Origin of the sequence: Synechococcus sp. RS9909 (assembly GCF_014279595.1) — a bacterium.
GTDB lineage: Bacteria > Cyanobacteriota > Cyanobacteriia > PCC-6307 > Cyanobiaceae > Synechococcus_C.
Window position 1 is genome coordinate 415,964 of sequence record NZ_CP047943.1, and the last position, 23,303, is coordinate 439,266.

Annotated in this window: 26 protein-coding genes; 12 read left to right on the forward strand and 14 right to left on the reverse strand. The window is 67.4% G+C overall.

The features are described from left to right. Positions 1-131: 131 nt before the first annotated feature. Positions 132-251: a photosystem II reaction center protein I gene (locus SynRS9909_RS01940; RefSeq protein WP_006042333.1), complete on the reverse strand. Its 120-nt coding sequence runs from the start codon at positions 249-251 to the stop codon at positions 132-134. Positions 252-288: 37 nt separating this feature from the next. Here SynRS9909_RS01940 and SynRS9909_RS01945 point away from each other — a divergent pair, with 37 nt between their 5' ends. Then, on the forward strand, positions 289-3,297 hold the full coding sequence (locus tag SynRS9909_RS01945; RefSeq protein ID WP_050752449.1) for an alpha-mannosidase: 3,009 nt from the start codon (positions 289-291) through the stop codon (positions 3,295-3,297). Here SynRS9909_RS01945 and psbN read toward each other — a convergent pair. Then, positions 3,285-3,425 (reverse strand): photosystem II reaction center protein PsbN, encoded by a 141-nt coding sequence (psbN, locus tag SynRS9909_RS01950; RefSeq protein WP_007100745.1) that lies wholly within the window; start codon positions 3,423-3,425, stop codon positions 3,285-3,287. The genes SynRS9909_RS01945 and psbN overlap by 13 nt on opposite strands. An 84-nt stretch (positions 3,426-3,509) precedes the next feature. Between psbN and psbH the strand changes: the two genes are divergently transcribed. From psbH to SynRS9909_RS01970, 4 genes are read left to right on the forward strand one after another with little or no spacing between them, the layout of a single operon-like run. Then, positions 3,510-3,710, forward strand: a complete 201-nt coding sequence (gene psbH / locus SynRS9909_RS01955) for a photosystem II reaction center phosphoprotein PsbH (protein ID WP_007100744.1) — start codon at positions 3,510-3,512, stop codon at positions 3,708-3,710. 9 nt (positions 3,711-3,719) lie between these two features. Further along, positions 3,720-3,995 carry a TatA/E family twin arginine-targeting protein translocase gene (locus SynRS9909_RS01960; protein ID WP_007100743.1) on the forward strand — a complete coding sequence of 92 codons (276 nt, stop codon included), beginning with the start codon at positions 3,720-3,722 and terminating at the stop codon, positions 3,993-3,995. Continuing rightward, positions 3,995-4,618: an aminoacyl-tRNA hydrolase gene (gene pth, locus SynRS9909_RS01965; RefSeq protein WP_007100742.1), complete on the forward strand. Its 624-nt coding sequence runs from the start codon at positions 3,995-3,997 to the stop codon at positions 4,616-4,618. The genes SynRS9909_RS01960 and pth overlap by 1 nt, the downstream gene beginning before the upstream one ends. After that, positions 4,615-4,872, forward strand: a complete 258-nt coding sequence (locus tag SynRS9909_RS01970) for a DUF3146 family protein (protein WP_007100741.1) — start codon at positions 4,615-4,617, stop codon at positions 4,870-4,872. Before pth ends, SynRS9909_RS01970 begins: the two co-directional genes overlap by 4 nt. Here SynRS9909_RS01970 and SynRS9909_RS01975 read toward each other — a convergent pair. The 4 genes from SynRS9909_RS01975 to rph form a co-directional block, all read right to left on the reverse strand. Continuing rightward, positions 4,850-5,281 carry a hypothetical protein gene (locus SynRS9909_RS01975; RefSeq protein WP_007100740.1) on the reverse strand — a complete coding sequence of 144 codons (432 nt, stop codon included), beginning with the start codon at positions 5,279-5,281 and terminating at the stop codon, positions 4,850-4,852. The two genes, SynRS9909_RS01970 and SynRS9909_RS01975, sit on opposite strands and share 23 nt — an antisense overlap. After that, complete coding sequence (locus SynRS9909_RS01980; RefSeq protein WP_007100739.1) at positions 5,281-6,492, reverse strand: DUF3084 domain-containing protein; 1,212 nt, start codon at positions 6,490-6,492, stop codon at positions 5,281-5,283. Before SynRS9909_RS01980 ends, SynRS9909_RS01975 begins: the two co-directional genes overlap by 1 nt. A 63-nt stretch (positions 6,493-6,555) precedes the next feature. Then, a complete protein-coding gene (gene ntcA / locus SynRS9909_RS01985; protein WP_007100738.1) occupies positions 6,556-7,299 on the reverse strand; it encodes a global nitrogen regulator NtcA in 744 nt (247 codons plus the stop codon). A gap of 78 nt (positions 7,300-7,377) precedes the next feature. Beyond that, positions 7,378-8,118, reverse strand: coding sequence for a ribonuclease PH (gene rph / locus SynRS9909_RS01990; RefSeq protein WP_038000877.1), 741 nt, complete (start codon positions 8,116-8,118; stop codon positions 7,378-7,380). A 161-nt stretch (positions 8,119-8,279) separates the two neighbouring features. On the opposite strand from rph, the gene SynRS9909_RS01995 reads away from it, so the two are divergent. After that, entirely contained in the window at positions 8,280-8,888 is a 609-nt protein-coding gene (locus tag SynRS9909_RS01995; protein ID WP_007100736.1) for a cob(I)yrinic acid a,c-diamide adenosyltransferase, read from the forward strand. Next, positions 8,888-9,481: a dCTP deaminase gene (dcd, locus tag SynRS9909_RS02000; RefSeq protein WP_007100735.1), complete on the forward strand. Its 594-nt coding sequence runs from the start codon at positions 8,888-8,890 to the stop codon at positions 9,479-9,481. The genes SynRS9909_RS01995 and dcd overlap by 1 nt, the downstream gene beginning before the upstream one ends. A 1-nt stretch (position 9,482) precedes the next feature. Here dcd and thyX read toward each other — a convergent pair whose 3' ends face one another. Further along, positions 9,483-10,208: an FAD-dependent thymidylate synthase gene (thyX, locus tag SynRS9909_RS02005; protein ID WP_007100734.1), complete on the reverse strand. Its 726-nt coding sequence runs from the start codon at positions 10,206-10,208 to the stop codon at positions 9,483-9,485. Positions 10,209-10,231: 23 nt separating this feature from the next. After that, positions 10,232-10,789 carry a thioredoxin domain-containing protein gene (locus SynRS9909_RS02010; protein WP_007100733.1) on the reverse strand — a complete coding sequence of 186 codons (558 nt, stop codon included), beginning with the start codon at positions 10,787-10,789 and terminating at the stop codon, positions 10,232-10,234. Positions 10,790-10,902: 113 nt separating this feature from the next. Here SynRS9909_RS02010 and SynRS9909_RS02015 point away from each other — a divergent pair, with 113 nt between their 5' ends. After that, positions 10,903-11,403 (forward strand): hypothetical protein, encoded by a 501-nt coding sequence (locus SynRS9909_RS02015; RefSeq protein ID WP_007100732.1) that lies wholly within the window; start codon positions 10,903-10,905, stop codon positions 11,401-11,403. Here the strand turns inward: SynRS9909_RS02015 and SynRS9909_RS02020 are convergent. Next, positions 11,396-13,402: a transglycosylase SLT domain-containing protein gene (locus tag SynRS9909_RS02020; RefSeq protein WP_007100731.1), complete on the reverse strand. Its 2,007-nt coding sequence runs from the start codon at positions 13,400-13,402 to the stop codon at positions 11,396-11,398. The two genes, SynRS9909_RS02015 and SynRS9909_RS02020, sit on opposite strands and share 8 nt — an antisense overlap. Before the next feature lie 66 nt (positions 13,403-13,468). Here SynRS9909_RS02020 and SynRS9909_RS02025 point away from each other — a divergent pair, with 66 nt between their 5' ends. Further along, positions 13,469-13,678 (forward strand): hypothetical protein, encoded by a 210-nt coding sequence (locus SynRS9909_RS02025; RefSeq protein WP_007100730.1) that lies wholly within the window; start codon positions 13,469-13,471, stop codon positions 13,676-13,678. A 53-nt stretch (positions 13,679-13,731) separates the two neighbouring features. After that, entirely contained in the window at positions 13,732-15,132 is a 1,401-nt protein-coding gene (gene glmM / locus SynRS9909_RS02030; RefSeq protein WP_007100729.1) for a phosphoglucosamine mutase, read from the forward strand. On the opposite strand, the gene SynRS9909_RS02035 is transcribed toward glmM, so the two are convergent. Genes SynRS9909_RS02035 through SynRS9909_RS02050 form a run of 4 tightly spaced genes read right to left on the reverse strand, consistent with a single transcriptional unit; the run spans position 15,119 to position 19,392 of the window. Next, the gene (locus SynRS9909_RS02035; protein WP_007100728.1) at positions 15,119-16,096 is read right to left on the reverse strand and encodes a BadF/BadG/BcrA/BcrD ATPase family protein; all 978 of its coding nucleotides are present in this window, start codon (positions 16,094-16,096) and stop codon (positions 15,119-15,121) included. The two genes, glmM and SynRS9909_RS02035, sit on opposite strands and share 14 nt — an antisense overlap. Beyond that, positions 16,093-17,421, reverse strand: a complete 1,329-nt coding sequence (locus SynRS9909_RS02040) for an IctB family putative bicarbonate transporter (protein WP_007100727.1) — start codon at positions 17,419-17,421, stop codon at positions 16,093-16,095. The genes SynRS9909_RS02035 and SynRS9909_RS02040 overlap by 4 nt, the downstream gene beginning before the upstream one ends. Beyond that, on the reverse strand, positions 17,414-18,130 hold the full coding sequence (gene trmB, locus SynRS9909_RS02045) for a tRNA (guanosine(46)-N7)-methyltransferase TrmB (protein WP_007100726.1): 717 nt from the start codon (positions 18,128-18,130) through the stop codon (positions 17,414-17,416). Before trmB ends, SynRS9909_RS02040 begins: the two co-directional genes overlap by 8 nt. After that, entirely contained in the window at positions 18,130-19,392 is a 1,263-nt protein-coding gene (locus SynRS9909_RS02050; protein WP_038000873.1) for an FIST N-terminal domain-containing protein, read from the reverse strand. The genes trmB and SynRS9909_RS02050 overlap by 1 nt, the downstream gene beginning before the upstream one ends. A 70-nt stretch (positions 19,393-19,462) precedes the next feature. Between SynRS9909_RS02050 and SynRS9909_RS02055 the strand changes: the two genes are divergently transcribed. Together SynRS9909_RS02055 and SynRS9909_RS02060 are read left to right on the forward strand one after the other, a co-directional pair. Beyond that, on the forward strand, positions 19,463-20,074 hold the full coding sequence (locus SynRS9909_RS02055; protein ID WP_038001642.1) for a DUF3177 family protein: 612 nt from the start codon (positions 19,463-19,465) through the stop codon (positions 20,072-20,074). Then, positions 20,064-20,372 carry a hypothetical protein gene (locus SynRS9909_RS02060; RefSeq protein WP_007100723.1) on the forward strand — a complete coding sequence of 103 codons (309 nt, stop codon included), beginning with the start codon at positions 20,064-20,066 and terminating at the stop codon, positions 20,370-20,372. Before SynRS9909_RS02055 ends, SynRS9909_RS02060 begins: the two co-directional genes overlap by 11 nt. A 12-nt stretch (positions 20,373-20,384) precedes the next feature. Here the strand turns inward: SynRS9909_RS02060 and ileS are convergent, their stop codons facing one another. Continuing rightward, entirely contained in the window at positions 20,385-23,294 is a 2,910-nt protein-coding gene (ileS, locus tag SynRS9909_RS02065) for an isoleucine--tRNA ligase (protein WP_007100722.1), read from the reverse strand. Positions 23,295-23,303: the final 9 nt, after the last annotated feature.

Genomic DNA, 23,303 nt, shown 5'->3' on the forward strand with positions numbered 1-23,303 from the left:
GCAATCAGTGCAAGGCCTCGACTCAGCCACCATCGCGTCGAGCCTGAAGTGGCGGTGCTGGCCGGCAAGCGAAAGAACTGCTGTGGCCGGTGATCCTGCCACGTTCATTCAGCCCTGACGCGACGGGAGGGTCAGTCTTCGAGGTCTTTGCGGCTGGGGGTGCGGCTGGGATCGCTTGCCAGGAAGCCGAACACGAAGATCCCGAGGAAAAAGAAGACGACCGAGTAAACGGAGATCTTGAGGGCGAGCATGGAGACCGACCGGCGTCTGGGACAGCGCCATCATCCTATGGGGCAAGGATTGGGAAACACGATGCAGACCCCGCTCCAGGCGCGGCGATTGGCGTGGATTGAAACGTTTCGACGTCGGTCTCGCCATGAGCTGCTCGAGCGTTGGCTCCGGTCGGATCGGCCTGATTCAGGGCCGGCCCTGGCAGATCCGTGGTGCAGGGAGCATCGGCCGGACTGGCATGCGCGGGGCTTGCTGGCCTGGCCTCGGGGGGGGCGTTGGTGTCGGCTGCAGCTGGAGGTCACCTGTCCTGCGGCCTGGCGTGGCCAGCCCGCGCAGGCCCGTCTGGTGCTGAGCTGGTGGGCGGATGCTGTGCGCCTCTGGGTGGATGGTCAGCTTGTGCACGCGGGCGATCTCTTCGACACACGCTGTCGCTGGCCCCTGCCGCAGCGCTGGCTCGACGGCGCTCCACTCCGATTCGAGCTGGAGCTGCGCAGCCCCTGTCATGACGACGGCGCCCTGATCAGCAGCGCGATTGTGCGGGAACCGCGCGAGGCCGGACGGGATCCTGCCCAGCTGTTGCTTCCTGAGGCTCTGGCCCTCTCGCAGGCTGTGCTGCCCGATGCCGTGTTGGCGCTGGATCCCTTGACGGCCGAGGCCGGCACGGCGGTGGCGACCACCCTGGAGACCCTGGCGCCGGCCACGGGTGCGGTGCACTGGGTGGGGCATGCCCATCTCGATCTCGCCTGGCTCTGGCCGGTGGCCGACACCTGGGAGGCGGCGGAACGGACCTTCCGCTCCGCGCTGGATCTGATGGATCGCTTTCCGGAGCTCCATTTCGCCCACTCCACGCCGGCTCTGTATGCGTGGATGGAACGGTTCCGCCCGGCTCTCTTCGCCAGGATTCGGGCCGCGAGTCAGGCCGGTCGCTGGGAGCCGATCAACGGCCCCTGGGTGGAAAGCGACTGCGTTTTGGTGAGCACGGCGTCCTTGCGACAGCAGTTCGCCCTCGGTCAGGCCTACAGCCGCAGCACGTTCCCGGAGTGGCGCCACGATCTGGCCTGGCTGCCCGACAGTTTCGGTTTCGGCGCTGGTCTGCCGGCGGTGGCGGCGGCGGAGGGGGTGCGCTGGTTCTGCACCCATAAATTGGCCTGGAATAGCGCTCAGCCGTTCCCCCACCGCCTGTTTCGCTGGCGCAGTCGCGGTGGCGGCGAGCTTCTGGCCTTGATGCTGCCGCCGATCGGCACCGATGCCGATCCCCAGGCGATCCAGACCGAGCAGCGCGCCTTTGACCAGGCCACCGCCATCGAACGGGCGCTCTGGATTCCGGGTGTGGGCGATCACGGCGGTGGCCCCACCGCCGAAATGCTCGAGCATCTTCAGCTTTGGAAGGATCACCCCCAGGTGTCGACGCGGCAGCCGGGAACCGTGCGCGGGTATCTCCAGGCCCTGGAGGCGTATGCCGACCATCTGCCGGTGTGGCGCGACGAGCTGTATCTGGAGTTGCATCGCGGCTGCGCCACCAGCCGCCCGGATCAGAAGCGGCACAACCGCAGCCTGGAGCGGTTGCTGCGGGAGGCGGATCTGACGGCGGCCCTGCTCGCATCGGCTGAGAAGGGCGCTGTTCAAGGCGCTGTTCAAGGTGCCGAGATCGAAGCGACCGACTGGCGGCCGTTGCTGTTTCAGCAATTCCACGACATCCTCCCCGGCACCTCGATCCCGGAGGTGTTTGAGCAGGCTGAGTCGATCTGGCGCCGCTCCCGTCGCCAGGCGGCGCGACGTCGCAATGGGCAGCTGCAGCAGCTGCTGGGCAGCCCTGAAGCGGATCACAGCTGGGCCTGGGTGGGGCTCCAGCCCCTGGCGCGATGGAGTCCGCTCGTGCGCCTCCCCCGCGGTCGCTGGTCCAGCGTTGGGCAGGCCTTGCCCGTTCAGGAGGCCCCCGGCGGGGGTGCCTGGGTGCAGTTGCCTCCCCAGCAGGGTGTGGCGGCCGTGCCCCTCACGCGTGGCTCCCAGGGGGTGGCCGCGCCGGTGCGTTGCCCCGTGCGGGCCGAGCGGCAGCCCGGTGGGGGATGGCATCTCAGCAATGGCTGGCTGTCGGCATCCATCGATGCGTCAGGTCTACAGCAGGTGTGGGATCGCCAGGGCGTCGCCCAGTTGGCGGCCCCCCTGGCATTGCAACGGTTCGTTGACCATGGCGAGTTCTGGGATGCCTGGGATCTGGCGGCGGACTACCGCGACAAGCCCCTCCCCATCGGTGAGCCGGAGGCGCCGCCTGACCTGGTGGAAGCCGGCCCGCTGCTGGCGCGGCTGGTCTGGCGCTGCCGGGTTGGTGCCAGCCTGATCCGGATGGATCTCCAGCTGCGTGCCGACCATCCCTGGTTGGAGCTCATCTGCAGCATCGAGTGGCGTCAGACCCATGAGCTGCTGCGGCTGGAGGTGCCGTTGAAGACGGCAGCCGTGCGCTGGTCCGCCGACACCAGCGGCGGAGTGCTGGAGCGGCCGGCCCTGGCCATCACCGCTCGGGAGCAGGCGCGCTGGGAGGTGCCGGTGATCTCCTGGTTTGCGAGTCAGGCGGCTGCGCCGGCGGGTGGTCTTGCGGTGCTGCTGGATGGTCCGCAGGGCGTGGATGTGCAGCCGCATCGCCTCGGCGTGTCGCTCTTGCGCGGACCCACCTGGCCTGATCCCTCTGCCGATCGGGGCCGCCATCGCCTGCGGATGGCGCTGATGCCGCTGCCATCCGGCTGGGCGGAGGACGCCGTGCCCCAGGCGGCTGTCGCCTTCCGGGAGCCTGGCTGGTGGGGGCCGGTGGGGGCGATGCCGGCCGTGCGCTCACTGCTGCCAGCCCTTCCTGATGCGCTGGTGCCGATCCGGGTCAGTCGTGCTCAGGCCTCTGGCGCTGTGCTGCTGCAGGTGTTGAATCCGGGCGCGAAGCGTGTGCGCTGGAACCTGGTGGACGGGGCGGCCTGGCAGATGCGGCGAACTGGAGCGGGGGGCTTCACCCGGGAGCTGGTGCTTCGGCCCGGTGAACTGGCCGACCTGGAACTGTCGCCTGCGCCTCAGTCGTCGTGATCGTCGAATGGATCATCCAGTCGTTTGGAGGGGGGGCCGAAGGCTGTGTAGATGCCGAAACCGGTGAGCCCGAGCAGAACGGCGAGCACGGCGATCGCCACCGTGAGCGCTGGGGAGGAGGTTTCCATCACATCTCTCGACAGGTTCGACCCGTTCCGGGCCATGGCCCCTACAGTATCCAGACTGAACCTCACCCGAGCCCCAAGCCCGTCATGGCGCAACGCACTCGTCTGGGAGATCTCCTCCGTCCCCTCAATTCCGAGTACGGCAAGGTGGTGCCCGGCTGGGGAACCACGCCTGTGATGGGCGTGTTCATGGCCCTGTTCCTGGTGTTTTTGCTGGTGATCCTGCAGCTCTACAACAAGTCGCTGATCCTCGAGGGCATCAACGTCAACTGGAACGGTTTCGGTTGAGGTAAGGCGATGAATGTCTTCGGCATCGGCCTCCCCGAGATGGCCGTGATCGGTGCGGTGGCCCTGCTGGTGTTTGGGCCCAAGCGCCTGCCGGAGTTGGGGCGGACTCTGGGCAAAACCCTGAAGGGTTTCCAGTCTGCCTCAAAGGAATTTGAGCGGGAGATCAACAAGGCGATGGCGGAACCCGAGCCGATCGAGCAAGCCCCACTGCCACCTGTCGCGGAACCTTTGCCTCGCGATGCAGCCGCTGGTGAGCGCGTGAAGCCAGGCGATTCCGCGTCCTGATGCAGGCCGGACAGCTGCGGCTCCTTGTTGGGCTCGGCAATCCAGGTGATCGCTACCACGGCACCCGCCACAACGTGGGATTCATGGCGTTGGAAGCTCTGGCCCGCCGCAACGCCAGCGCCTTTCGATCGATGGCCAAGCTGCAGGGGCAGGTGGCGGAGATCGGCTTTGGGCCAGGCCGGTTGCGGTTGCTCATGCCGCAGACCTTCATGAATGAGAGTGGTCGCTCGATTCGTGCTGCCCTGGATTGGTTCCAGTTCGATGTCAATCAGGTGCTGGTGGTGGTGGATGACATGGACCTACCGCTAGGACGTCTGCGCCTTCGCGCCAAGGGCGGCGCTGGTGGCCACAACGGTCTGCGCAGCACCATTCAGCATCTGGGCACCGAGGCCTTTGCCCGACTCCGGATTGGCATCGGTGCTCCGGGACGCACGGCAGAGGAGCGTCGTGCCCGCACCGTGTCCCATGTGCTCGGTCGCTTCAGCCAAGCGGAGCAGCCGCTGCTGGATCAGGTGATCGAGGCGGTGGTGCAGGGTGTGGATCAGATCCAGCGCCAGGGATTGGAGCGCGCCGGCAACCATCTCAATGGTCTGCAGCTGGTAGACGAGGAAAGCGGCCCATGAGTGCCCTGCCGGTCACCACGGCCCATCTCCGGGTCCTGCGTCAGAGCTTTCAGCAGCAGCGCCTGGAGGGCGAGGTGCAGGCCGGGGGCTTTGCCTGGGAATTCTGCTGGTTGTTTGATCGCGGTGAACTGCATGTGGAGCCTTCGCTGGGGCGGGCCTTGATTGAGGATGCCCTGCTCCGCTTTCTCGTGAAGGCCGATTACCACCTGGAACCGGGAGGCGACTACACCTTCACGGTGCGTGCCCGTTTCTGAGCGGATCGGGCCAGTCGAGTCTGACGCCGAAGTGATCTTCGAGCATCACCAGTGCCGCGAAGGCATCGAGATCGAGCGGTGGCAGTCGCAGGCCTTCGGGGAGCAGCCGGCGCCAGCCCCGCGGTGGTCGCAGCGTCCAGTAGCGCGCGCGCGCTCGCAGGGTGGTGCCCCGTTCCTCCACCAGCTCCACGGGCAGCAGGGGGCGCAGGCGTTGTTCCCAGTCGGCACTGCCGGTGCCGTTGCCCAGCACCACGGTGCTGATCGGTTCTTCGTCGCTCCAGCGCTGGATCTGGTGGAGAACATCCTCCACCGGCAGCACCAGGCCCTCGATCACACGGTGGCGATTGAGCTCGCAGAGCACCAGGCCACATTTGCTGCGTCCCGGGTCGATCGCGAGCAGGCGTGTCATCAGGGGGTGGGGGCGCCAGCTGGTGTGTTGGAGGGGATGTCGCCGACGGCCCGCAGCTCCACAGCCACGGGATCGGCGGTGTCACTGCTGCGCAGGGTCACCACCTCCAGCTCGATGCGGGAGGGAGTTCGCTCCAGCAGCTGCTGTCCGAGGCTGTTGAGGCGGTTGGCGTCGAACTGGAGTCCCTGACTGAGGGACCCCCGCCGTTGGGCTTCAGCAAGGGCGGAGGCCAGGAGCAGATTCAAGCGGTTGCGCACCGCTTCGTTGCCAGTCTCGTTGCGTTCGATCGTGGTGCGCGCCAGCACATCGCCCGTGTTCACCACCTGGGTGTTCGGACGTACTTCAGGAATGGCATAGACCACGGTTTCGCCAAGTAGCACATTGGCGGCGGAGCGGATGTTCACCACCCAGGTGCCCGGTTGGCGAATCACCTGTTCGAGCCGTTCAATGTCGTTGCGTGGCACCAGCAGAATCTGCCGATCGGCCTTCTCACCCGGCAACACCCGCTGGTAGGCCTGCAGGTTGGCCTCACGCAGCATCTGGTCGATCACCTGCTTGGCTTGCCCTGGATTGTCGAGCCGCAGGGTCGCTGTGGCCAGGGGTTCGCCGCTGCTGAGCACCACGCTGCCTCGCCGCAGGGCCAACACGTTTTTCTCCAGTTGGCGCAGTTCCGCCTCGCCGCTGCGAATGCGATCGCGCACCTGGGCCAGCTCGGCTTCCGTGCGTCGGATCTCGGCATCGCGCGCTTTCACGTCGCGGCTGAGTCGAGCCCGTTCCGCCTCCAGCTGCTGGCGTTGTTGCTGCAGCGGCACCAGCGCCTGGCGGAGGGTTTCGGCCTTGGCTTTGGCATCGGCCAGATCCTTGCTGGCACGCGAGCGTTCGGCCTGGGCCTGAAGCAGTTCACGGCTCGCTTTCTTCTGGGCCTGCCGACTCGCCTTCAGGGCCTTGCGGCTGTCGTTGAGCTTGGTCTGCAGGGCGTTCAGTTCAAACAGCCCCACCCGCAGCTGCCGACTCACCAGCAGCAGCAGGCCGAGCGACAGCGCTGAAATCAGGCTGCCCGTGAGCACGGTGATCACCACGGCGGTGCGGCGCGGCCGCAATCCCATCAGGCTCAACCGGGCCTTGCCCACCTTGGAGCCGAGCCGATCGCCCAGGGTGGCGAGCACGCCACCGAGCACGAGCAGGATCAGGATCAACAGCCAGCCGGTCACGAATCCAAGGGCGGTGAAGGGGGACGACGGGCCGACCGGAGCCCATTGTCCCCCGCGGATGGCTCAGCTGAAACGTTTGGCGAGGGCGATCGGATCGAGCACGGTGATCTTCTTTCGGTCGATTTCCACCAGCCCCGCATTGCGCAGATCCCCGAGCAGTCGGGTGATGGTGACGCGGGTGGATCCGATCGCTTCAGCGATTGATTGATGCGAGAGCCGCAGGTCGATGGTGATGCCCTGGGTGCCGGGGATGCCGAAATCGCGGCAGAGCACGAGCAGAAAACTCACCAGTCGCGACGACATGTCGCGGTGGGTGAGCGTTTCGATCATCGTTTCGGTTTGCAGGATGCGGCTTGAGAGCCCTTGCAGCAGCAACAGGCCTACGCCGGTATCGGCTTCGATCGCCTGGCGCACGGAAGCGGCAGGCGCCGTGACCATCTCGACCCGGGTGAAGGCCACAGCGTGATAGAAGCGATCGGAGCGATGGCCGGTGAGCAGCGACAGCACCCCGAAGAGGCTGTTTTCCCGCAGCAGCGCCACGGTGATCTCCTCCCCCGATTCGTAGACCCGGGACAGCCTGACGGCGCCACGCCGGATCAGGTACACCCGCTCGGCGGGATCACCGGGGAAAAAGATGGTTTTACCCCGTTCCACCAGCTCGGTGCTGGCACCCTCCAGATCGCGGATCACTTCCAGGAGGGTGGGGGTATGGGCCGTGGCCGTGTTGGCCAGGGTGGTGCCGCCGCCGCTGGAAGCTGGAGCGGGCTGGGGTGAGTAACGGCTGAAGCCGCGGGTGGCTCCGACCATGGCGGCACTGCAGGTGGCTGGACGCTACGGATGGCCCTGGCTCCACCTTGTAGCAATCCACACGAAATCCGGCGTTGCTCAGGGGCGCGACTCCGGTGCCAGGGCCCGCTGCTGCGCCGCCATCAGGGCCGTCAGGCCTGGTTCGGCCAGGTCGAGCAGCCGCGTCAGTTCGCTGCGGCTGAAGGGGGCACCTTCAGCGGTGCCCTGCAGTTCCAGCAGGCGGCCGCTGCCATCCATCACCACATTCAGATCCACATCGGCCTGGCTGTCTTCGCTGTAGTTGAGGTCGAGCAGCGCCTCTCCGCCGATCAGCCCCACCGAGACGGCGGCCACCTGGTCGCGCACGGGGTTGTGGCTGAGGTCGCCTCGCTTCACCAGGCGCTCGCAGGCCCGTTGCAGCGCCACCCAGGCGCCGGTGATTGCGGCGGTGCGGGTGCCGGCATCGGCCTGGATCACATCGCAGTCGACCAGCAGGGTGTTCTCCCCCAGGGCCTCCATGTCGAGGCAAGCCCTGAGGCTGCGGCCGATCAGGCGTTGGATCTCCTGGGTGCGGCCGGAGAGTTTCAGCAGTTCCCGCTTCTGCCGCTCGGGCGTTGACCCGGGCAGCAGGCGGTACTCGGCACTGAGCCAGCCCTTGCCGCTGCCCATGCGCCAGCGGGGCACGCCGGCCTCGTGGCCAATGCTGCAGAGCACGGCCGTGCGCCCGCTGCGCACCAGCACGGAGCTGAGGGCAAAGCCCATCGGATCCCACTCGATCGCGACAGGCCTCAGTTCGCTGGGCGAGCGGCCATCGACTCGTGTGGAGACCTGGTTGGACATCGAGGCGCGGCGGCATGCAGCTGAGCCTGACAGCTCGACCGTTGTCCCAGGCGCACACCATGACCAGGGGCGCACACCATGGATGGTGTCAGTCGGCTTGTGTGCCGCGCTTCCGGCGCTAGATTCGAACCCTGCAGGCCGGGTGCGGCCGTGTGAACGCCATGACCGCCAGCCTCAGTTCGAGCCATCGCCCCCTGGACCCGCGCAGCGCCGAGCGCCGGGCCCTTGAGCGTGCTGGTCTGCGGCCGTTGCCCCCTGTGCCGCCGCGGCCACCCCTGCATCTGGTGGCACCGGAGGGTCAGTTGCAGGTGCATACGGCTCCCTATCGTGGCAGTTTTTCCACAGTGTTCAGCCAGGCGCTGCGCGCCGCCGGTCTTGGCAGCCGGGTGATGGTGGTGCAGTTCCTCAAAGGGGGCGTCGACCAGGGGCCAGAGCGTCGCCTCAGCCTCTGCGGACGGCTGGATTGGTTGCGTCCAGCCGTGCCTGGTTGTCTGGGTGAGCCGGCTGAGGGGCAGCCGCCTGCGGTGAACGATGCGGTGGAAGCGCTCTGGCAGGTGTGTCGCGACAGCCTGCTGGCGGGCGAGTTGGATCAGCTCGTGCTTGATGAGCTGGGTCTGGCGATTGCGCTCGGCTACCTGAACGAGGAGGATGTGCAGGCTGCGCTGCAGCGCCGTCCGGGTTCGGTGGATGTGATTGTCACCGGCCCGGCAATCCCCGAGTTTCTGATGGGGCTGGCTGATCAGGTCACGGAACTGCGCCGAGGCTTCTGATGCTCAAGAACGATCGCTGGATCACCGAACAGGCGCAGGCCGGCATGCTGGAGCCTTTCCAGGCGGGGCTGGTCCGTCATCTGGAGCCGGATCAGCAGCAGCGCCCGGTGCTCAGCTTCGGATGCTCGTCGTATGGCTACGACCTGCGCCTGTCGCCGCAGGAATTCCTGATCTTCAAGCACGTGCCGGGCACGGTGATGAACCCGAAGCGGTTCAATCCCGCCAACCTGGAGCCCACGGAGCTCCATCACGATGCCGATGGCGATTACTTCATCCTTCCGGCCCACTCCTATGGCTTGGGTGTGGCCCTGGAAAAGATGAAGGTGCCCGCGAACATCACGGTGATTTGCCTCGGCAAAAGCACCTATGCCCGCCTGGGCATCATCGTCAATACCACGCCAGCGGAAGCGAGCTGGGAAGGACACCTCACTCTGGAATTCAGCAACAGCTCCGGTGCTGACTGCCGTATTTATGCCAATGAAGGTATCTGTCAGCTGCTCTTCTTCGAGGGGGATCCCTGCGACACCACCTACAGCGACCGCCAAGGCAAATACCAGCATCAACCGGAACGGGTGACGCTGGCAAAGGTGTGATCTAAGGCGCCAGCTTTGCCTTATGCAAGCGGCTCTTTTCGTACCAAGTGGCGAATTCCGGTGCCCACTGCTGCAGGTGGGGCCAGAGCAGATCGCAGAGTTCGCGAATCTCTTGCTGAGCATCGAGTTTGGCGCGTAGATCCATGAAGTGCAGAAAGGCCCGCAAGCTGAAGCTCACCACGAAGTGCTGGCGGTAATCGAAGGGCAGGATGCCGCGGGCATGTTCTTCAGCGAAGCCGGCGGCGAGCAGGTCGCGATAGCGCGCCGCCGCCGCGCGGCAGAGGGCGAGATCCTTGCTGCGCTCTGCGGCGGTGTAGGCATACTTCTTGCCCTGGCGGTCGCTGTACTGGCCCTCTGGGCGCAGGTAGAACACCTCCTCGAGATCGATGTCGCCGTTCGCGGCCCGGCAGATTCTCTCGCCGGTGTAGCGCATCGATTGCACATCAAAGCTCACGCCCACCCGATGGGTGCGGGCCTGCTGCATCACCGAATGGGGAAACCAGCCCACGTTGAGCACGATCTGGGCATGCTCCAGCGGACCGTAATGGCCACGCTCACCCGCCAGGAGCCGTTTCACGCAGATTTCACCGGCCCGGGTTTCATCCGGCCAGTTGTCGCGATCAGCGGCCACGAAGCCCTCGCTGTAGTCCTGATGCATGCCGGCATACACGCACTGCTGCGGGTTGGGGGTGGCAGCAATCAGATCGACGCGGAAGCGGGAATCCATGGGTGTTCTGGGCGTGATGGCATTCAGCCGTGGCTGCGCGGACCGACGCCGGAGGGCGCCGGTGTGGCCACAGTCGCAGGCGTCAGTGGGGTGGTGTCGCCGACACCGGCCAGCTGTGGCAGCGGGCTGTTGTCGATCAGGGCCTCACTCAAGGCTTCCAGTTCCGTCTGGGAGCGGCGGCCGAGCGAACGGCCGCGCGGCTGGCCTTCCGCATCAAAGAGGTTGAGCTGGGGAATCCCGTTCACGTCGTAGCGATCGATCAGGTCCTGCCAGCGGGGGTTGTCGACGTTCACCAGCACCACATTGAGCTGGTCGCGATACCGCTGCTCATTGGCGAGCATCGCCGGTGCCATCTCCCGGCACACCTCGCACCAGTCGGCATAGAACTCCAGCAGGGTCGGTCGACCGCTCGTCAGGGCCTGCTCCGGCAGCAGCGATCGGCGCGCCAGCTGGTCCAAGGGACTTTCCGCCGTCAGGCCTCCGCGCAGAAGAAATAACAGCCCCGCCAGCACCAGGGCACAGGCCAGCAGCAGCACTTTCTGCACGGTGCTGAGGCTGGTGGGGGCAGCGCTGCCACTCATGCCGGACGATCGCGATCGCGGCGACACTCTGGCAGGCCCATGCCGCCAGCGCCCGGTCGGCTCCCCCGCTACTTTGGGCACGGCTTTCAGGGCTCTGCCGGCATCGCGCATTGATGGCTCTGCTGCGTTTCCTCGTCTTGCCCTTCCGCGCCCCGCTCGTGCTGGTGCTGTTTGTGGTGGCGGTTCTGCTCGGTCATCACTGGACGATCTTTCAGCAGGAACTGATGCAATCCCGCGGCATCGACCCCCAAATCTTCTGGACTGTGGAGGTGGTGCAGGCTCTGCTGGTGGTGGTGATCTGCACCATGCCCGACCTGCTGCTGCGCCAGATCTCGATGCTGATGGCCTCCAGTCGGGTGATCAGCCTCGTGGTGACGTTGCTGCTGGTGATCACCGGTGGCTTGTATGTGCTGCAGCTCAGCCTTCTCTCGGACGTGTTGATCCTTTCCTCGGCCGTGCTGCTGGCCCGGCTCGATCTCACCCGCATCAAGGTGGTGCCGCCTCCCTTCGTGGCGGCCAGCTGGCTGGCGTTGATCGTGCTCGGTGGGATCTGGCTGGGGCATGCCCTCCCCAATCCGTTTGACGCCGCCGCCCTGGGACGTTGGCTCACTTGAGCGGCGGACACACCAGCCCCTGAGGATTTAGATAGGCCCAGAGATTGCCCAACACCTTTTTGGTGTAGAGGCGGGTTTCCGGATAGGGAATGCGCTCCACCCAGAGTTCGGGGTCGCTCTGCAGCTCGGGCGATTGCCACGACCCAGCGGCACCGGGGCCGGCGTTGTAACTGGCGATCGCCAGCCAGGGGTTGCCGTTCCACTGCCGCAGCAGCCATGCCAGGTAGCGGCTGCCAAGGCGTGCATTGAGCTCCGGTTGCTCGAGGTCGTCGCGGTTGAGGGTGCGGCCAGCCACTTCATTTGCCGTCGCCGGCATCAGTTGCATCAGCCCCACGGCGCCCACCGGTGAAGCCACTGCCGCTGAGAAGCGCGATTCCTGTTTGGCGATCGCCAGGGGGAGCTCGCTGCGAATGCCGGCAGCCTCGCTGGCCTCCGCAAAACTGGCTTCATACCGCCTCGGGTGCTGACTGCGATGCAGGCGCTCGCGCGTCGGGCAGTCGTCATCCACCAGCCGCAGGCTTGAACGCCAAAGACGGTCCAGGCCGTTCCAGCTGTCACCACGGGCCAGCCGCAGCTGGCCCTCCACCAGGCCTTCGGCAGGGGCCTCGGCTTCAGGGTGCCGGCTCCGCCAGGTCTCCCAGGCGGCTTTGGTCAATCCCAGCCGCCACAGGGTGTCAACCTCCGCATCGCCACTGTTCAGGGGGTCCCAGCCGGACGCTTCGGGCTGGGGAGCAGTGCTGGCCTCGGGAAAAGGTTGCAGCAGCGATGGCAGCCGGGTGCCCTTGAGGCGGCTGGCGGCTCGCCAGGTGTAATAGCCGGGAGGGTGCTCCTTGATCAGGCGTTGCCAGATCGCCTCGGCCTCCGAGCGCTGGTCTTGTTTGGCGTTTGCCAGTCCCAGCCAGAATTGCTGGCGTGCCGCCAGGGGCTCGGGCAGGTTGGAGGCTGGAATGGCGCCGAGCCAGTGCGCCGCCGCTCGCCACTGCCCCTTGAGCAGGGCCTCCCGGGCCAGGTCCCATTGCAGTTGCCAGCTGGCCGGGGCTGCGGGCCAGCGTTGCAGCACGGCCTCGGCATCCTGACGTTGCCCCAGGCGCACCTCCGCGGCCGCCACATCAGCGGAGCGGTTGCGGACGGGTTGGGGGATGGCGGCCAGCAGGGCCGGATCAGGCTTGAGGGGGGCGCTGATCTGTGCGGCCGCCTCGAGGGCCAGGGTCTCCCCCTTACCTCCAGCGGTGGCTTCTGGCCGTTGGGTGAGCTGCAACAGCAGCGCCTGCCCCTGGGCGCGTTGGCCAGCGTGGCCATTGAGCAGGGCTGTGCCGATCGCCAGCATCGTGGCGGGTTCTGGCGTTGCCCCCTGCAAACACCGGAGAGCAGCGGCGCCATCGCCCCGTGCCGCCAGGGCTCTGGCGAGGATGTTGCGGCCTGCGGCGGAGGGTGCGGGCCCGGCTTCGCGATCACAGGCTGCCCGGATCAGAGGGCCTGCCCCCGGATGGTTCGGGCCCCAGCGGGCGAGGTGGAGCCCATCGCCATCGCGCACGGCGCTGTCGAGAGCGGCGGGGTGGGCCGGCTGCTGCTGCCGCAGTTGTTGCTGCAGGTCTGGGTCGCCGGCGCTCAGGTGATACCGGGCATCGGCGCTGGCGGCGCTGCCCGGAAAGCGGCGCAGCAGATCGCGCCAGTGGGCGGCGGCCTTCTGCCGTTGTCCGAGTGCAGCGGCCGTGTCCGCCTGACGTTGCACGCTCACGGCGGCCAGGTCGCTGCGGCCCCAGCCCTGCCCCGCCAGCAGTCGCTGCCTGGTCGCGGCGTCGTCTGTCCTGTGGCTCAGGGAGAGGGCGGCCTCGCGGCGCTGCTCAGGGTCGGTGGACCAGCGGTAGTGCCGCCAGAGGGTTCCTGGGCTTGTGGAGGGGTTGATCTGGGTTTGGCGCTGCCGCAGCAGGGGCTGGCCCACGACGATCAGCGCCAGGCTGGCGATGGCGGTGCCGCCGATCAGGATCAGACCACGCATCGGAGAGCACGCATCGGGCAGGCCGGAGCCTCTGACAGCTGGCATTCTGGGCGCAGTCGGCAGCAGATGGTGATGGCGAGCGAGCCGCGCTGGCAGCGTCCGGGGCAGTCGCAACGGCGTCGCTGCGGCCTGGCCTGGTTGCTGTTGCTTCTTGTGTGGGGAGGTCGCTGGCTGTGGCCGCTGTTGTGGATCCCGGGCTGGCTGGTGTTGGTGGTGGCCCTCTGGGCCCTGCTGGAGTTGGTGCTGCTGTTGTTGGCACCGCGGCGCTGGCGCTGAGACAGGGCCGCATCGCCCGCGGCCCGTAACCTTGGTTGCCTTCCAACGCCCCCATGGTCGAGACCGCCATTCCGCCCCTGGGATTGCCCCACGCGCCGGCGCAGGCCAGCTTCGGCACCGATGGCCTGCGCGGCCGGGTGGGCACCACGATCACGCCGGCTCTGGCGCTGCAGGTGGGCTACTGGTGCGGCCGGGTGCTGCCCAAGGCGGGCCCGGTGCTGATCGGCATGGATTCGCGCAGCAGCGGCGCCATGATCGTGGCGGCGTTGACCGCAGGGCTCACCGCTGCAGGGCGGGAGGTGTGGACGCTCGGGCTCTGCGCCACTCCGGCGGTGCCAGGGCTGATCCGTCGCACTGGCGCCGCCGGTGGCTTGATGGTATCGGCGAGCCACAACCCGCCCCACGACAACGGCATCAAGGTGTTCGGGGCCGATGGCAGCAAGTTGCGCAGTGAGCTGCAGCAGGCGATCGAGGCCGGGCTCCATGGAGAAACAGGCGTGGGTGCCATCGGTGAGGGATCCCAGGGCTGTGGCCCCGCCCATCACCGCCCCGACCTGCTGATCCATTACCGCGATGCTCTGCTGGCGAGCGTGCCCGATCAGCGGCTGGATGGGGTGCCGATCGTGCTCGACCTCTGCTGGGGATCGGCGACCGCCTGCGGCGCCAACGTGTTTACCAGCCTCGGGGCTGATCTCACCGTCTTGCATGGCGAGCCCGATGGTGCCCGCATCAATGTGAACTGCGGCTCCACCCACCTGGAGCCCCTGCGCCATGCCGTGCTGGAGCGGGGTGCTGCGATGGGGTTCGCTTTTGACGGCGACGCCGATCGAATGCTCGCGGTGGATGGTCGCGGTCGGGTCGTGGATGGCGACCACGTGCTCTATCTCTGGGGATCGGCGCTGCAGGAGGCTCGGGCCCTGCCCGAGCAGCGGCTGGTGGCCACGGTGATGTCAAACCTGGGATTTGAGCGGGCCTGGCAGGCGCGCGGTGGCGTGCTGGAGCGCACGCCCGTGGGCGATCAGCACGTGCATGCCGCCATGGTCAGCAGTGGGGCCGGCCTCGGGGGTGAGCAGTCGGGACACATCCTCTCGGCGGCCCATGGACTGTCGGGCGATGGCGTGCTCACCGCCCTGCAGCTCGCCACCCTGTGCCAGGAGCGCCAGCTCAGCCTCGCCGACTGGCGCGATCGGAGTTTTCAGGCCTATCCGCAGAAGCTGGTGAATGTGCGCGTGCCCGATCGGGCCCGGCGTCAAGGCTGGGCGGCGTGCGCTCCGCTGGCTGATCTGGTGCAGCAGGCGGAAGCGACCATGGCCGACAACGGCCGGGTGCTCGTGCGGTCCAGCGGCACCGAACCGCTGCTGCGGGTGATGGTGGAGGCCTCGGAGCTGGCGATGGTGGAGCACTGGACCAGCCGCCTGGCCCAGTGCGCCGATCAGCACCTCAACGCGGCCTGAGCAGGCGCTCCGCCAGGGTGAGGGCGCCGGCGCAGGCGTCGGCTTGACCCGCTTGCCAGTGCCAGTGGCGCAAGCGAGCCTGGAGGGCCCGTTCCACCGCCTCGCGAAACAGGGGCAGATGCTCCAGCGCCCCGCCCCGAGGACTGATCGCCACGGTGGCGAGAGAGAGGCGGTTGGCGACGGCGGTCACCGCCTCCGCCAGGGCGTCGGCCGAGCGCTGCAGGATCGCTGCGGCGTCGGGATCGCCTGCAGCGGCGGCGTCCTGCACCAGCGGCGCCAGCTGGGCCAGGGCCGGCACACTCCGCTCCGGACGCACCACCAGGGCCTTGATCTCCGCCGCACCGCTGCATTGGAGGGCGTGCCAGAGCTGTTGCCGCAGCGGCCTGTCCGGCAGGCGGCCATCGGCCATCCGCAGCGTCAGCTGCAGGCCCTGCTGCCCCAGATCGAAGGCCCCACCGGCCCCATCCAGCATCCAGCCCCAGCCACCGCTGCGCGCCTCCTCGCCCTGGCGGTTCCGGCCCAGGCAGATCATGCCGGTGCCGCTGATGAGCACGATCCCCGCCGCATCAGGAAAAGCGCCGTGGAGTGCCGTGCGTTCATCCCCGGTCGCCAGGCAGCGGTGCGGCGGCAGCGTCAGTTCCGCCGCCATCAGCTCCTGGGCGCGGGTCTGCAGGGCCGTGCCCTGCTCCAGGCCACTGGCGCCGATCGCGGCTGCTGTCAGCGCGGTCTTGGTGGCGATCGACCCGGGCGCTTCCGCCTCAGCCGCCGCCCAGGCGGCGTTAAGGCTGCTGCGCAGGGCGGCCCGGAAGCGGTCCTCGCCACCCTCAGCGTCCAGATGCGACACGGGGGAGCCACGCCCTTCGGCGAAGTCCTGCCAGAGGTTGCTGCGGCTGTCCCAGCGGCGGAGCCGGCAGCGGCAGGAGGTCTGGCCGGCATCGAAGCCCGCCAAAAACAGGGGACTCATCCGTCGCTGGGCTCCGCCGCTGGATCAGTGGCTGGGCTGAGGGGCTGCGCCAGGCTCGCCAGGCAGAACCAACCGATGATCTGCACCTCCGGCCGGAAGAAGATCGTGTCGGTGGCACCCTGCACCAGCAGGCCGACGATCGCGGCGAGGCAGGCCAGTCGGGGCAGGCTGAAGGCGCCGCGCTCGCGCAGACCGGCCAGACCTTGCCGCAGGCTGCACCAGGCGAGTCCGAGACAGGCAATCAGACCGGGAACGCCCGTTTCCACCAGGATCTCCAAGGGCACGGAGTAGGCACTGAGGGCATTGAATTTGGGCTGCTGATACAGCGGATAGATGCTGTTGAAGGCGGCATTGCCCGGGCCGATGCCGATCCAGGGCCTGTCTTGAATCATCTCGAGTGCGGCCAGCCACACGTTGATGCGGAAGTTGTTGGAGCTGTCGCCTCGCCCCGCCAGCAGGCTGGCCACCCGGGTGCGGATCGGTTCGATCTGGGTGGCTGCGATGGCAAGAGCCAGTCCGGCCAGCACGAGCAGGGCAAGGGGCAGAAGCCTTCGCCAGAGGGGCGGCCAGTCGCGGATCGCCCGCAGCAGCAGAAGCAGCACGAACAGCCCAAGTGCGGCGAGCATGCCCAGCCAGCCGCCGCGGCTGTAACTGAACAGGGTGGCGGCAGCACCGAGGGCCAGGGCCATGCCCGCGAACAGTCGCTGACCCCATCCCCGCCAGCGCAGCAGGGCCGCGAGGGCCAGGGGCAGGATCGGCACCAGATAGCCCGCCAGCAGGTTGGGATTGCCGAGGGGGCCGTAGATCCGGATCGTGCCTTCGGCTACCGAGTTGGGATCGGCCCAGCGGGCCAGTTCTTCCGTGGGGCCGTAGAGCTGACGCAGCGCGAACACGCTGGTGGCCAGTTCGCCCGCCAGCAGGGCGGCGGCGAGGCGATCCCACCAGAGGGGGTGTGCCGCCAGTAACCGTTGCATCAGGGCGTAGACGCCGAGGTAACTGACCAGCTTGGCCAGGCCTTTGGCGGCGGCCAGGGGCACCGGCGACAGCCCGGTGGCCAGGACGGCGATGGCCAGAAAGAGCAGCAGCCAGAGGTTGATGGCACCGAGGCGACCCGGCGGCTGGGTGGTGCTCCAGAGAAGCCAGAGCGCTCCTGCGGCCAGGATTACCAGGCCGAGCCCGGTGCGACTGATCCACGGCAGTCCGGCGAGCAGTGCGATCAGAATCCAGCCGGCCCAGAGGCTGAGCCGTTGTTGCAGCCCTGGCGGGCTGGCCAGCAGGCCCTGCCAGCGCAGGAGCCAGGGGGTGGGGGCCGAAGCCTCAGCCATCGGGAGTGCCGGGAGCGTCGTCTGCGGGATTATCGACCCGTTCCCACTCCGTTTCGAGCGCGGCGCGCCTCGGGAGCGGCTGTGCGTTGCGGCGGAACAGCACTCGGTACACCGGCAGATCCTGGCCGAGCACATAGCGCTCCCGCTCCGTGCCCACGGGCAACGGGTTGGCGCCGCGCCATGGCGTGGCATCGCCTGGGGGCCTGGTGAAGGCGCCGCTCAGTTCGGTGAGCTGCACCATCGGCTCGATCACCTCGAGCACATCGCTTTGCAGAAACAGCTCCCGTCCAGGCGTCAATGCTGCTGCGATCGCCAGCAGCAGGGAGGGCTGCAGCACACGACGTTTGCGGTGGCGCTTTTTGAACCAGGGATCGGGGAACTGAATCGACACCCGCTGCAGCTGGTCATGGCCCAGCGCGGCCAGCCAGCCTTCGAGGCTCACATTGGCGTTGCAGAACAGGAAGTGGAGGTTGTGGAGGTTGAGCCGATCCCGGTCGCGCTGGGCTGCCTCCACCAGGGGGCGACGGATCTCCACGCCGAGGTGGTTCCAGTGCGGTTGCACGGCCGCCAGGTCGAGCAGAAAGCGGCCACGGGCCGAACCGATGTCGAGATGGATCGGCAGGAAGGGGTCGCTGAATAGGGCCTCTGGAGCGGGCAGCTCCCGGGGCAGCTGGAAGAACCGGCTGAGGGGATTGACGTGCTGGCGCATCAGCTCGATAGGGGCGCCTGGCGCAGCAACCCCCAGCAGGCGGTGTAGCCATGGAGATGGGTGCTGCCGCCCAGGGGGCCGATTTCGCCATTGCAGAAGGCGCCGCTGATGGGCAGATCGGTCATCACGCTCCGGGCGATCGACACATCGCCGTCGGCGACGCCGAAGAGGCCGCTGCCGCGACCGAGGCAGGCGAACAGCAGCCCCAGCAGGGGTGGGCGTTCCGCCCGTTCACGGGCGGCGCAGAGCAGCTGGCTCGCCTCCTGGCGTGAGGCATTCGCCTCGCGCAACTGAAACTGCACGTTTTGTCCGGGGCGCACCCGTTCCGCCACCGCCACGGCGCCGTTGCGGGGGTCGACCCCGATCAGATTGCGCACCAGGAAGGCACTGCCGGGTTCGCTCGGTTGATTGCCGCCGATCAACAGATCCCGTCGTTCCACCCCAAGGAAGAGGGAATCCTTCGCCATCTCCCTTTCGTCCTCCGTGAGTTCCGCCAGCACCCGCTGCAGGCAGGCGACCGGGCTGTCGCGACGGCTGCCTTCGCTCAGCTGCAGCAGCACGTTGCGATGGGATTGTTCGATTGCAAACACGGGGCCGATCGGGCGACACCCCTGGGCCACCACCGGGTCCAGGGTCCAGTCGCCGCCGATGCCGAGGCCCACGGCACCGCTCACCACCTGATCTCCGCTCAACAGCGAGCCATGGGGGGCGTTGTGGGGTGCGGCGATGCCGCCGATGCAGGCGGCTGCGGGGTAGGCGTAGTCGCGGCCACTGATCAGGTCGTTGATGCCGCTGCTGCCAGGATCCACCAGCAGCAGCATGGCGCGGGTGGTGTTGGGGGCGAGCCCGAACCAGCGGTGCCACTCTTCGCTGGACCCATCGAGATCGGGCAGGCTGTCGGTGGCGACGGCGAAGGGCTGCAGTACCGCGCCGGGGAGGTTGAGCAGGGTGACGCTGAGGGCGGCGTTGCGTTCCACTTCGGAGGCTTTGCCGGAGCGGTCGGTGCCGATGACGCCTCCACCCACGGCCCCGAGCCAGTGGGTGCTCTGCAGCCGTTTGTGGAGCAGGGGCAGCAGCCGCGGCAGGTCACTGGCGAAATGGCTGGACACGAACACCAGAGCCAGATCGGCCGCGGCGGAGCCGAGCTCATCCGCCACCTGCCTCACCGCCTCGTCCAGGGAGGCTTCGCATGACAACGCCGTCCGGCAGGACGCCTGCGTAGCAGGCGATCGAAACCAGTTGAGCGGTGAAAACGGCGTCATGAACTGGACCTTACCAACGTCGCTGTCGCCAGCGCCGGCGTCGATAATGGCGCCTTCCCGAACCGTGCCGGTGCCCGATCTCCCTTACCGCAGCCTGGTCTGGCTCACCTATCGGCTGGGGGCCTGCTTCGCGTTTGGCTTGCCGCTGGTGCTGCTGATCTGGGCGGCGCTGCGGCGGGAGCCAGCGATGGTGCGACTGCTCACGATCTACTGGAAGGTCGCCAGCCTGTTGGCGATCAGCCTGCTTCTGCTCACCGATCAGCGTCCGCTCGGTTACGTCACTCTGCTGCTGGCTCCCGTGTTGATGCTGGTGTCGATCTGGTTCTGGGTTGACCTGAACGAAGAGCTGGCCGACTCGCCGACCTGGCGACCTCTCCCGCTCACCGTGCGGATCTGGCGTTGGGCGTTCACGGGTTTCGCTGTGCTGGCCACGCTGATGGCCGCCACAGGTCTGCCCTGTGTCCGTCAGCTGGAGGGTGCCGATTGCAAGGTCTGGTTGGAGGCTCCCCAGGGGTTGCATCGGGTGGTGGAGCGCCTGTTCGATTTCGTGTTCGGCGGCCAGTGGACCGCGGCGGTCGCTGCGTTTGTGGGCTATGTGGTGTTGGTGGCCTACGTGGTGGGCCTGATCCAGTGGTTGCTGGTGCGTTTGCCGCGGCAGGGACGGGTGGCCGGTGAGTTCTGATCTGCTGCAAGCGCTGGAGGCGATCAGTCGCGAGCGCGCCGATCGGGTGGTGCGTCTGAGCGGCAGGGTGATCACGGCCACGGGCGAGATCGAGCCACTGGAAGTGCTGATCTATCGCGGCTTTTCCAGTTGCACCACCCATCCCACGGCCTTTGACCCCGACACCTGTGTGTTGCCTGAGGGTGGCGTGCTCGATGCGGCCGAGTTGTTGGTTGGCCCCCTTCTGCCCCAGCAGGAGCAGCGGTTACAGGGGCCGATTCCGGCCCAGGCGTTGCTGGATCCAGCCCGGTGGTGTTGAGGGCAGGCTGTTTCAGCGCCGTTTGAGCACGGCCACGCAGCGGCCGCAGAGGCTGGGGTGATCGGCATGCTGGCCGATGTCGCTTTCGTAATGCCAACAGCGTTCGCATTTTTCGCCGCGGGCGCGCGCCACCTCGATCACGGCGAGGGGATTGCTGTCGTCGCTCGCCAGCAGTTCCGCCCAGGGTTCGCCCCCGAGTTGCAGCTGGGACACAAGCAGCCAATCCCGCAACCCATCCACCTCCGGATCGCCGTGGTCGGCCAGCCAGGTCAGCGCTGACTGGAGCGACTCGGAGCGGGCCTCGACCCGCACCGCTGCCTCCAACGCGGCGCCCAGCTCCTGACGGCCGCGGCACTCTTCCAGCACCCGGTTCACCGCGCCGCGCAGGTCGCGCAGCTGTTGCATCGGCGCATTCAGGCTCTCGTCCCGCCAGCTGTCAGGCACCACCGGCCAGCCGCGTCGGAACACCGAGTCTTCGGCCACGGCGTAGGGCAGGTTCTGCCAGATGTCTTCGGCCATGTGGCAGAGCACGGGCGCGATCGCTCCGGCAAGGCGTTCGATGATCAACGCCATCACCGTCTGGCAGCTGCGCCGCCGCCGGTCGTTCGGTGCACTCACATAAAGCCTGTCCTTGGCGATGTCGAGGTAGAAGTTGGAGAGATCGGCAACGCAGTAGTTCTGCAGCAGCTGGAAGAAGCGGAAGAACTCGTAGCGTTCGAAGGCTTCGCTGATCTCATCGAGCACCACGGCCGTGCGCTGCAGCATCCAGCGATCGAGCAATGGCAGCGCTTCCATCGGCACGCCATCGCGGCCAGGATCGAAATCGTGGAGATTACCGAGCAGGTAGCGCGCGGTGTTGCGCACCTTCCGGTACACATCGGCCAGTTGGCGCAGGATGCCGGCGCCGATCGGCACATCGGCGGAGTAGTCGACGGAACTCACCCACAGGCGCAGCACATCGGCGCCGTAGGGAGGTTCCTGTTTCTGGTTTTTGCCACCCTCGATGATCACCATCGGATCCACCACATTGCCGAGGGATTTGCTCATCTTGCGGCCCTTCTCATCCAGGGCGAAGCCATGGGTGAGCACGGTGCGGTAGGGGGCATGGCCATTCACCGCCACCGAGGTGAGCAGGGAGCTCTGGAACCAGCCGCGGTGCTGATCCGATCCCTCCAGGTAGAGGTCAGCCGGGTAGCTGAGGCCATCGCGCTGGCTGGCGACGGCGGCCCAGCTGGAGCCAGAGTCGAACCACACATCCATCGTGTCGGTGCCCTTGCGCCACTGCACCGCTTCGCCCTGATGGCTGGGGGGGAGCAGCACGCTCTCGTCGTTCTCCCACCAGACGTCGGCACCGTGTTCGGCGATCAGCGCCTGGATGTGGGCAATCGAGTCGGCGTTCAGCAGCACTTCGCCGCTGCTGCGGTGATAAAACACGGGGATCGGCACCCCCCAGGTGCGCTGGCGCGAGATGCACCAGTCACCCCGTTCCGCCACCATCGCTTCGATCCGGTTCCGGCCGGAGGCCGGCAGCCACTCCACCGCGTCGATGGCGGCGAGGGCTTCGCTGCGGAAGCCCTCCACAGAGGCGAACCATTGCTCCGTGGCCCGGAAGATCGTGGGTTTCTTCGTGCGCCAGTCGTAGGGATAGCGGTGGCTGTAGCTCTCCTGCAGGAGCAGTGCTCCGGCGGTCTCCAGGGCGTCGATGATCGCCGGGTTGGCGTCTTTGAGCACGTTCAGACCGGCAAAGGGGCCGGCTTCTTCCGTGAGGGTGCCGGCTTCATCCACCGGGCAGAGCACCGGCAGGCCGTGTTTGCGGCCGGTGTTGAAGTCATCCACGCCATGGCCAGGTGCGGTGTGCACCAGGCCCGTGCCTGATTCGGTGGTGATGTACTCGCCACCGACCAAAACCGGGCTTTCCCGTTCCAGAAGGGGATGGCGGTAGACGAGCCCCGCCAGGAGCGCTCCCTTCACGACGGCCTTCGCCGCCAGCGGTCGCCCGAGTTTGCCGGCGAGGGTGTCGCGCAGGTCGGCTGCCACGATCAGTAAGCTTCCCCTGCCGTCGTCGGCCAGGCAGTAGTCGAGGCGGTCATTGACCGACACGGCCAGGTTGGCGGGCAGGGTCCAGGGCGTGGTGGTCCAGATCGCCACCTGCAGGGCGTCCTGTAGGGCGTCGCCGTCCGCTGGTAGCTCAACGCCCTGCTGTTGCAATGCCGTCCGGAGCGCTGGCGGGGCTTCGAGGGTTGGGAAGGCCACATAAACGCTCGGGCTTGTGTGGCCGTCGGGATACTCCAGCTCCGCTTCCGCCAGGGCCGTGCGGGAGCTGGGGCTCCAGTGCACGGGCTTGAGGCCTCGATAGATGTGCCCCTTGAGGGCCATCGTGCCGAACACCTCGATCTGGGCCGCTTCGTAGTCCTTCTGGAGGGTGAGGTAGGGGTGCTCCCAGTCGGCCCAGATGCCCCAGCGTTTGAAGCCGGCCATCTGGCCTTCCACCTGTTTGCGGGCGTAGGCGGCGGCTTTCTTGCGCAGCTTGAGGGGGGTCAGGGCCTGGCGTTGCTCCTGGTCCATCGCCTGAAGCACCTTGAGTTCGATCGGCAGGCCGTGGCAGTCCCAGCCGGGCACGAAGCGCACCCGGCGGCCCTGCATCAGCCGATGCTTGTTGATGATGTCCTTGAGCACCTTGTTGAGGGCGTGGCCCATGTGCAGGGCGCCGTTGGCGTAGGGCGGCCCGTCGTGCAGGGTGAACACGGGGCCGGGATTCTCCACGCCGAGCTTGAGATCCACGCCTCGCTCGCTCCAGAACGCCTGGAGCTCCGGTTCCCGTTGCCTGGCGTTGGCCCGCATGCCGAAGCCGGTCTGCAGGAGGTTGAGGCTGTCCTTGTACGACGGTCGTGCGTCAGCGTCAGGGCGCGTCTGTTCGGTCACGGTGGCGCT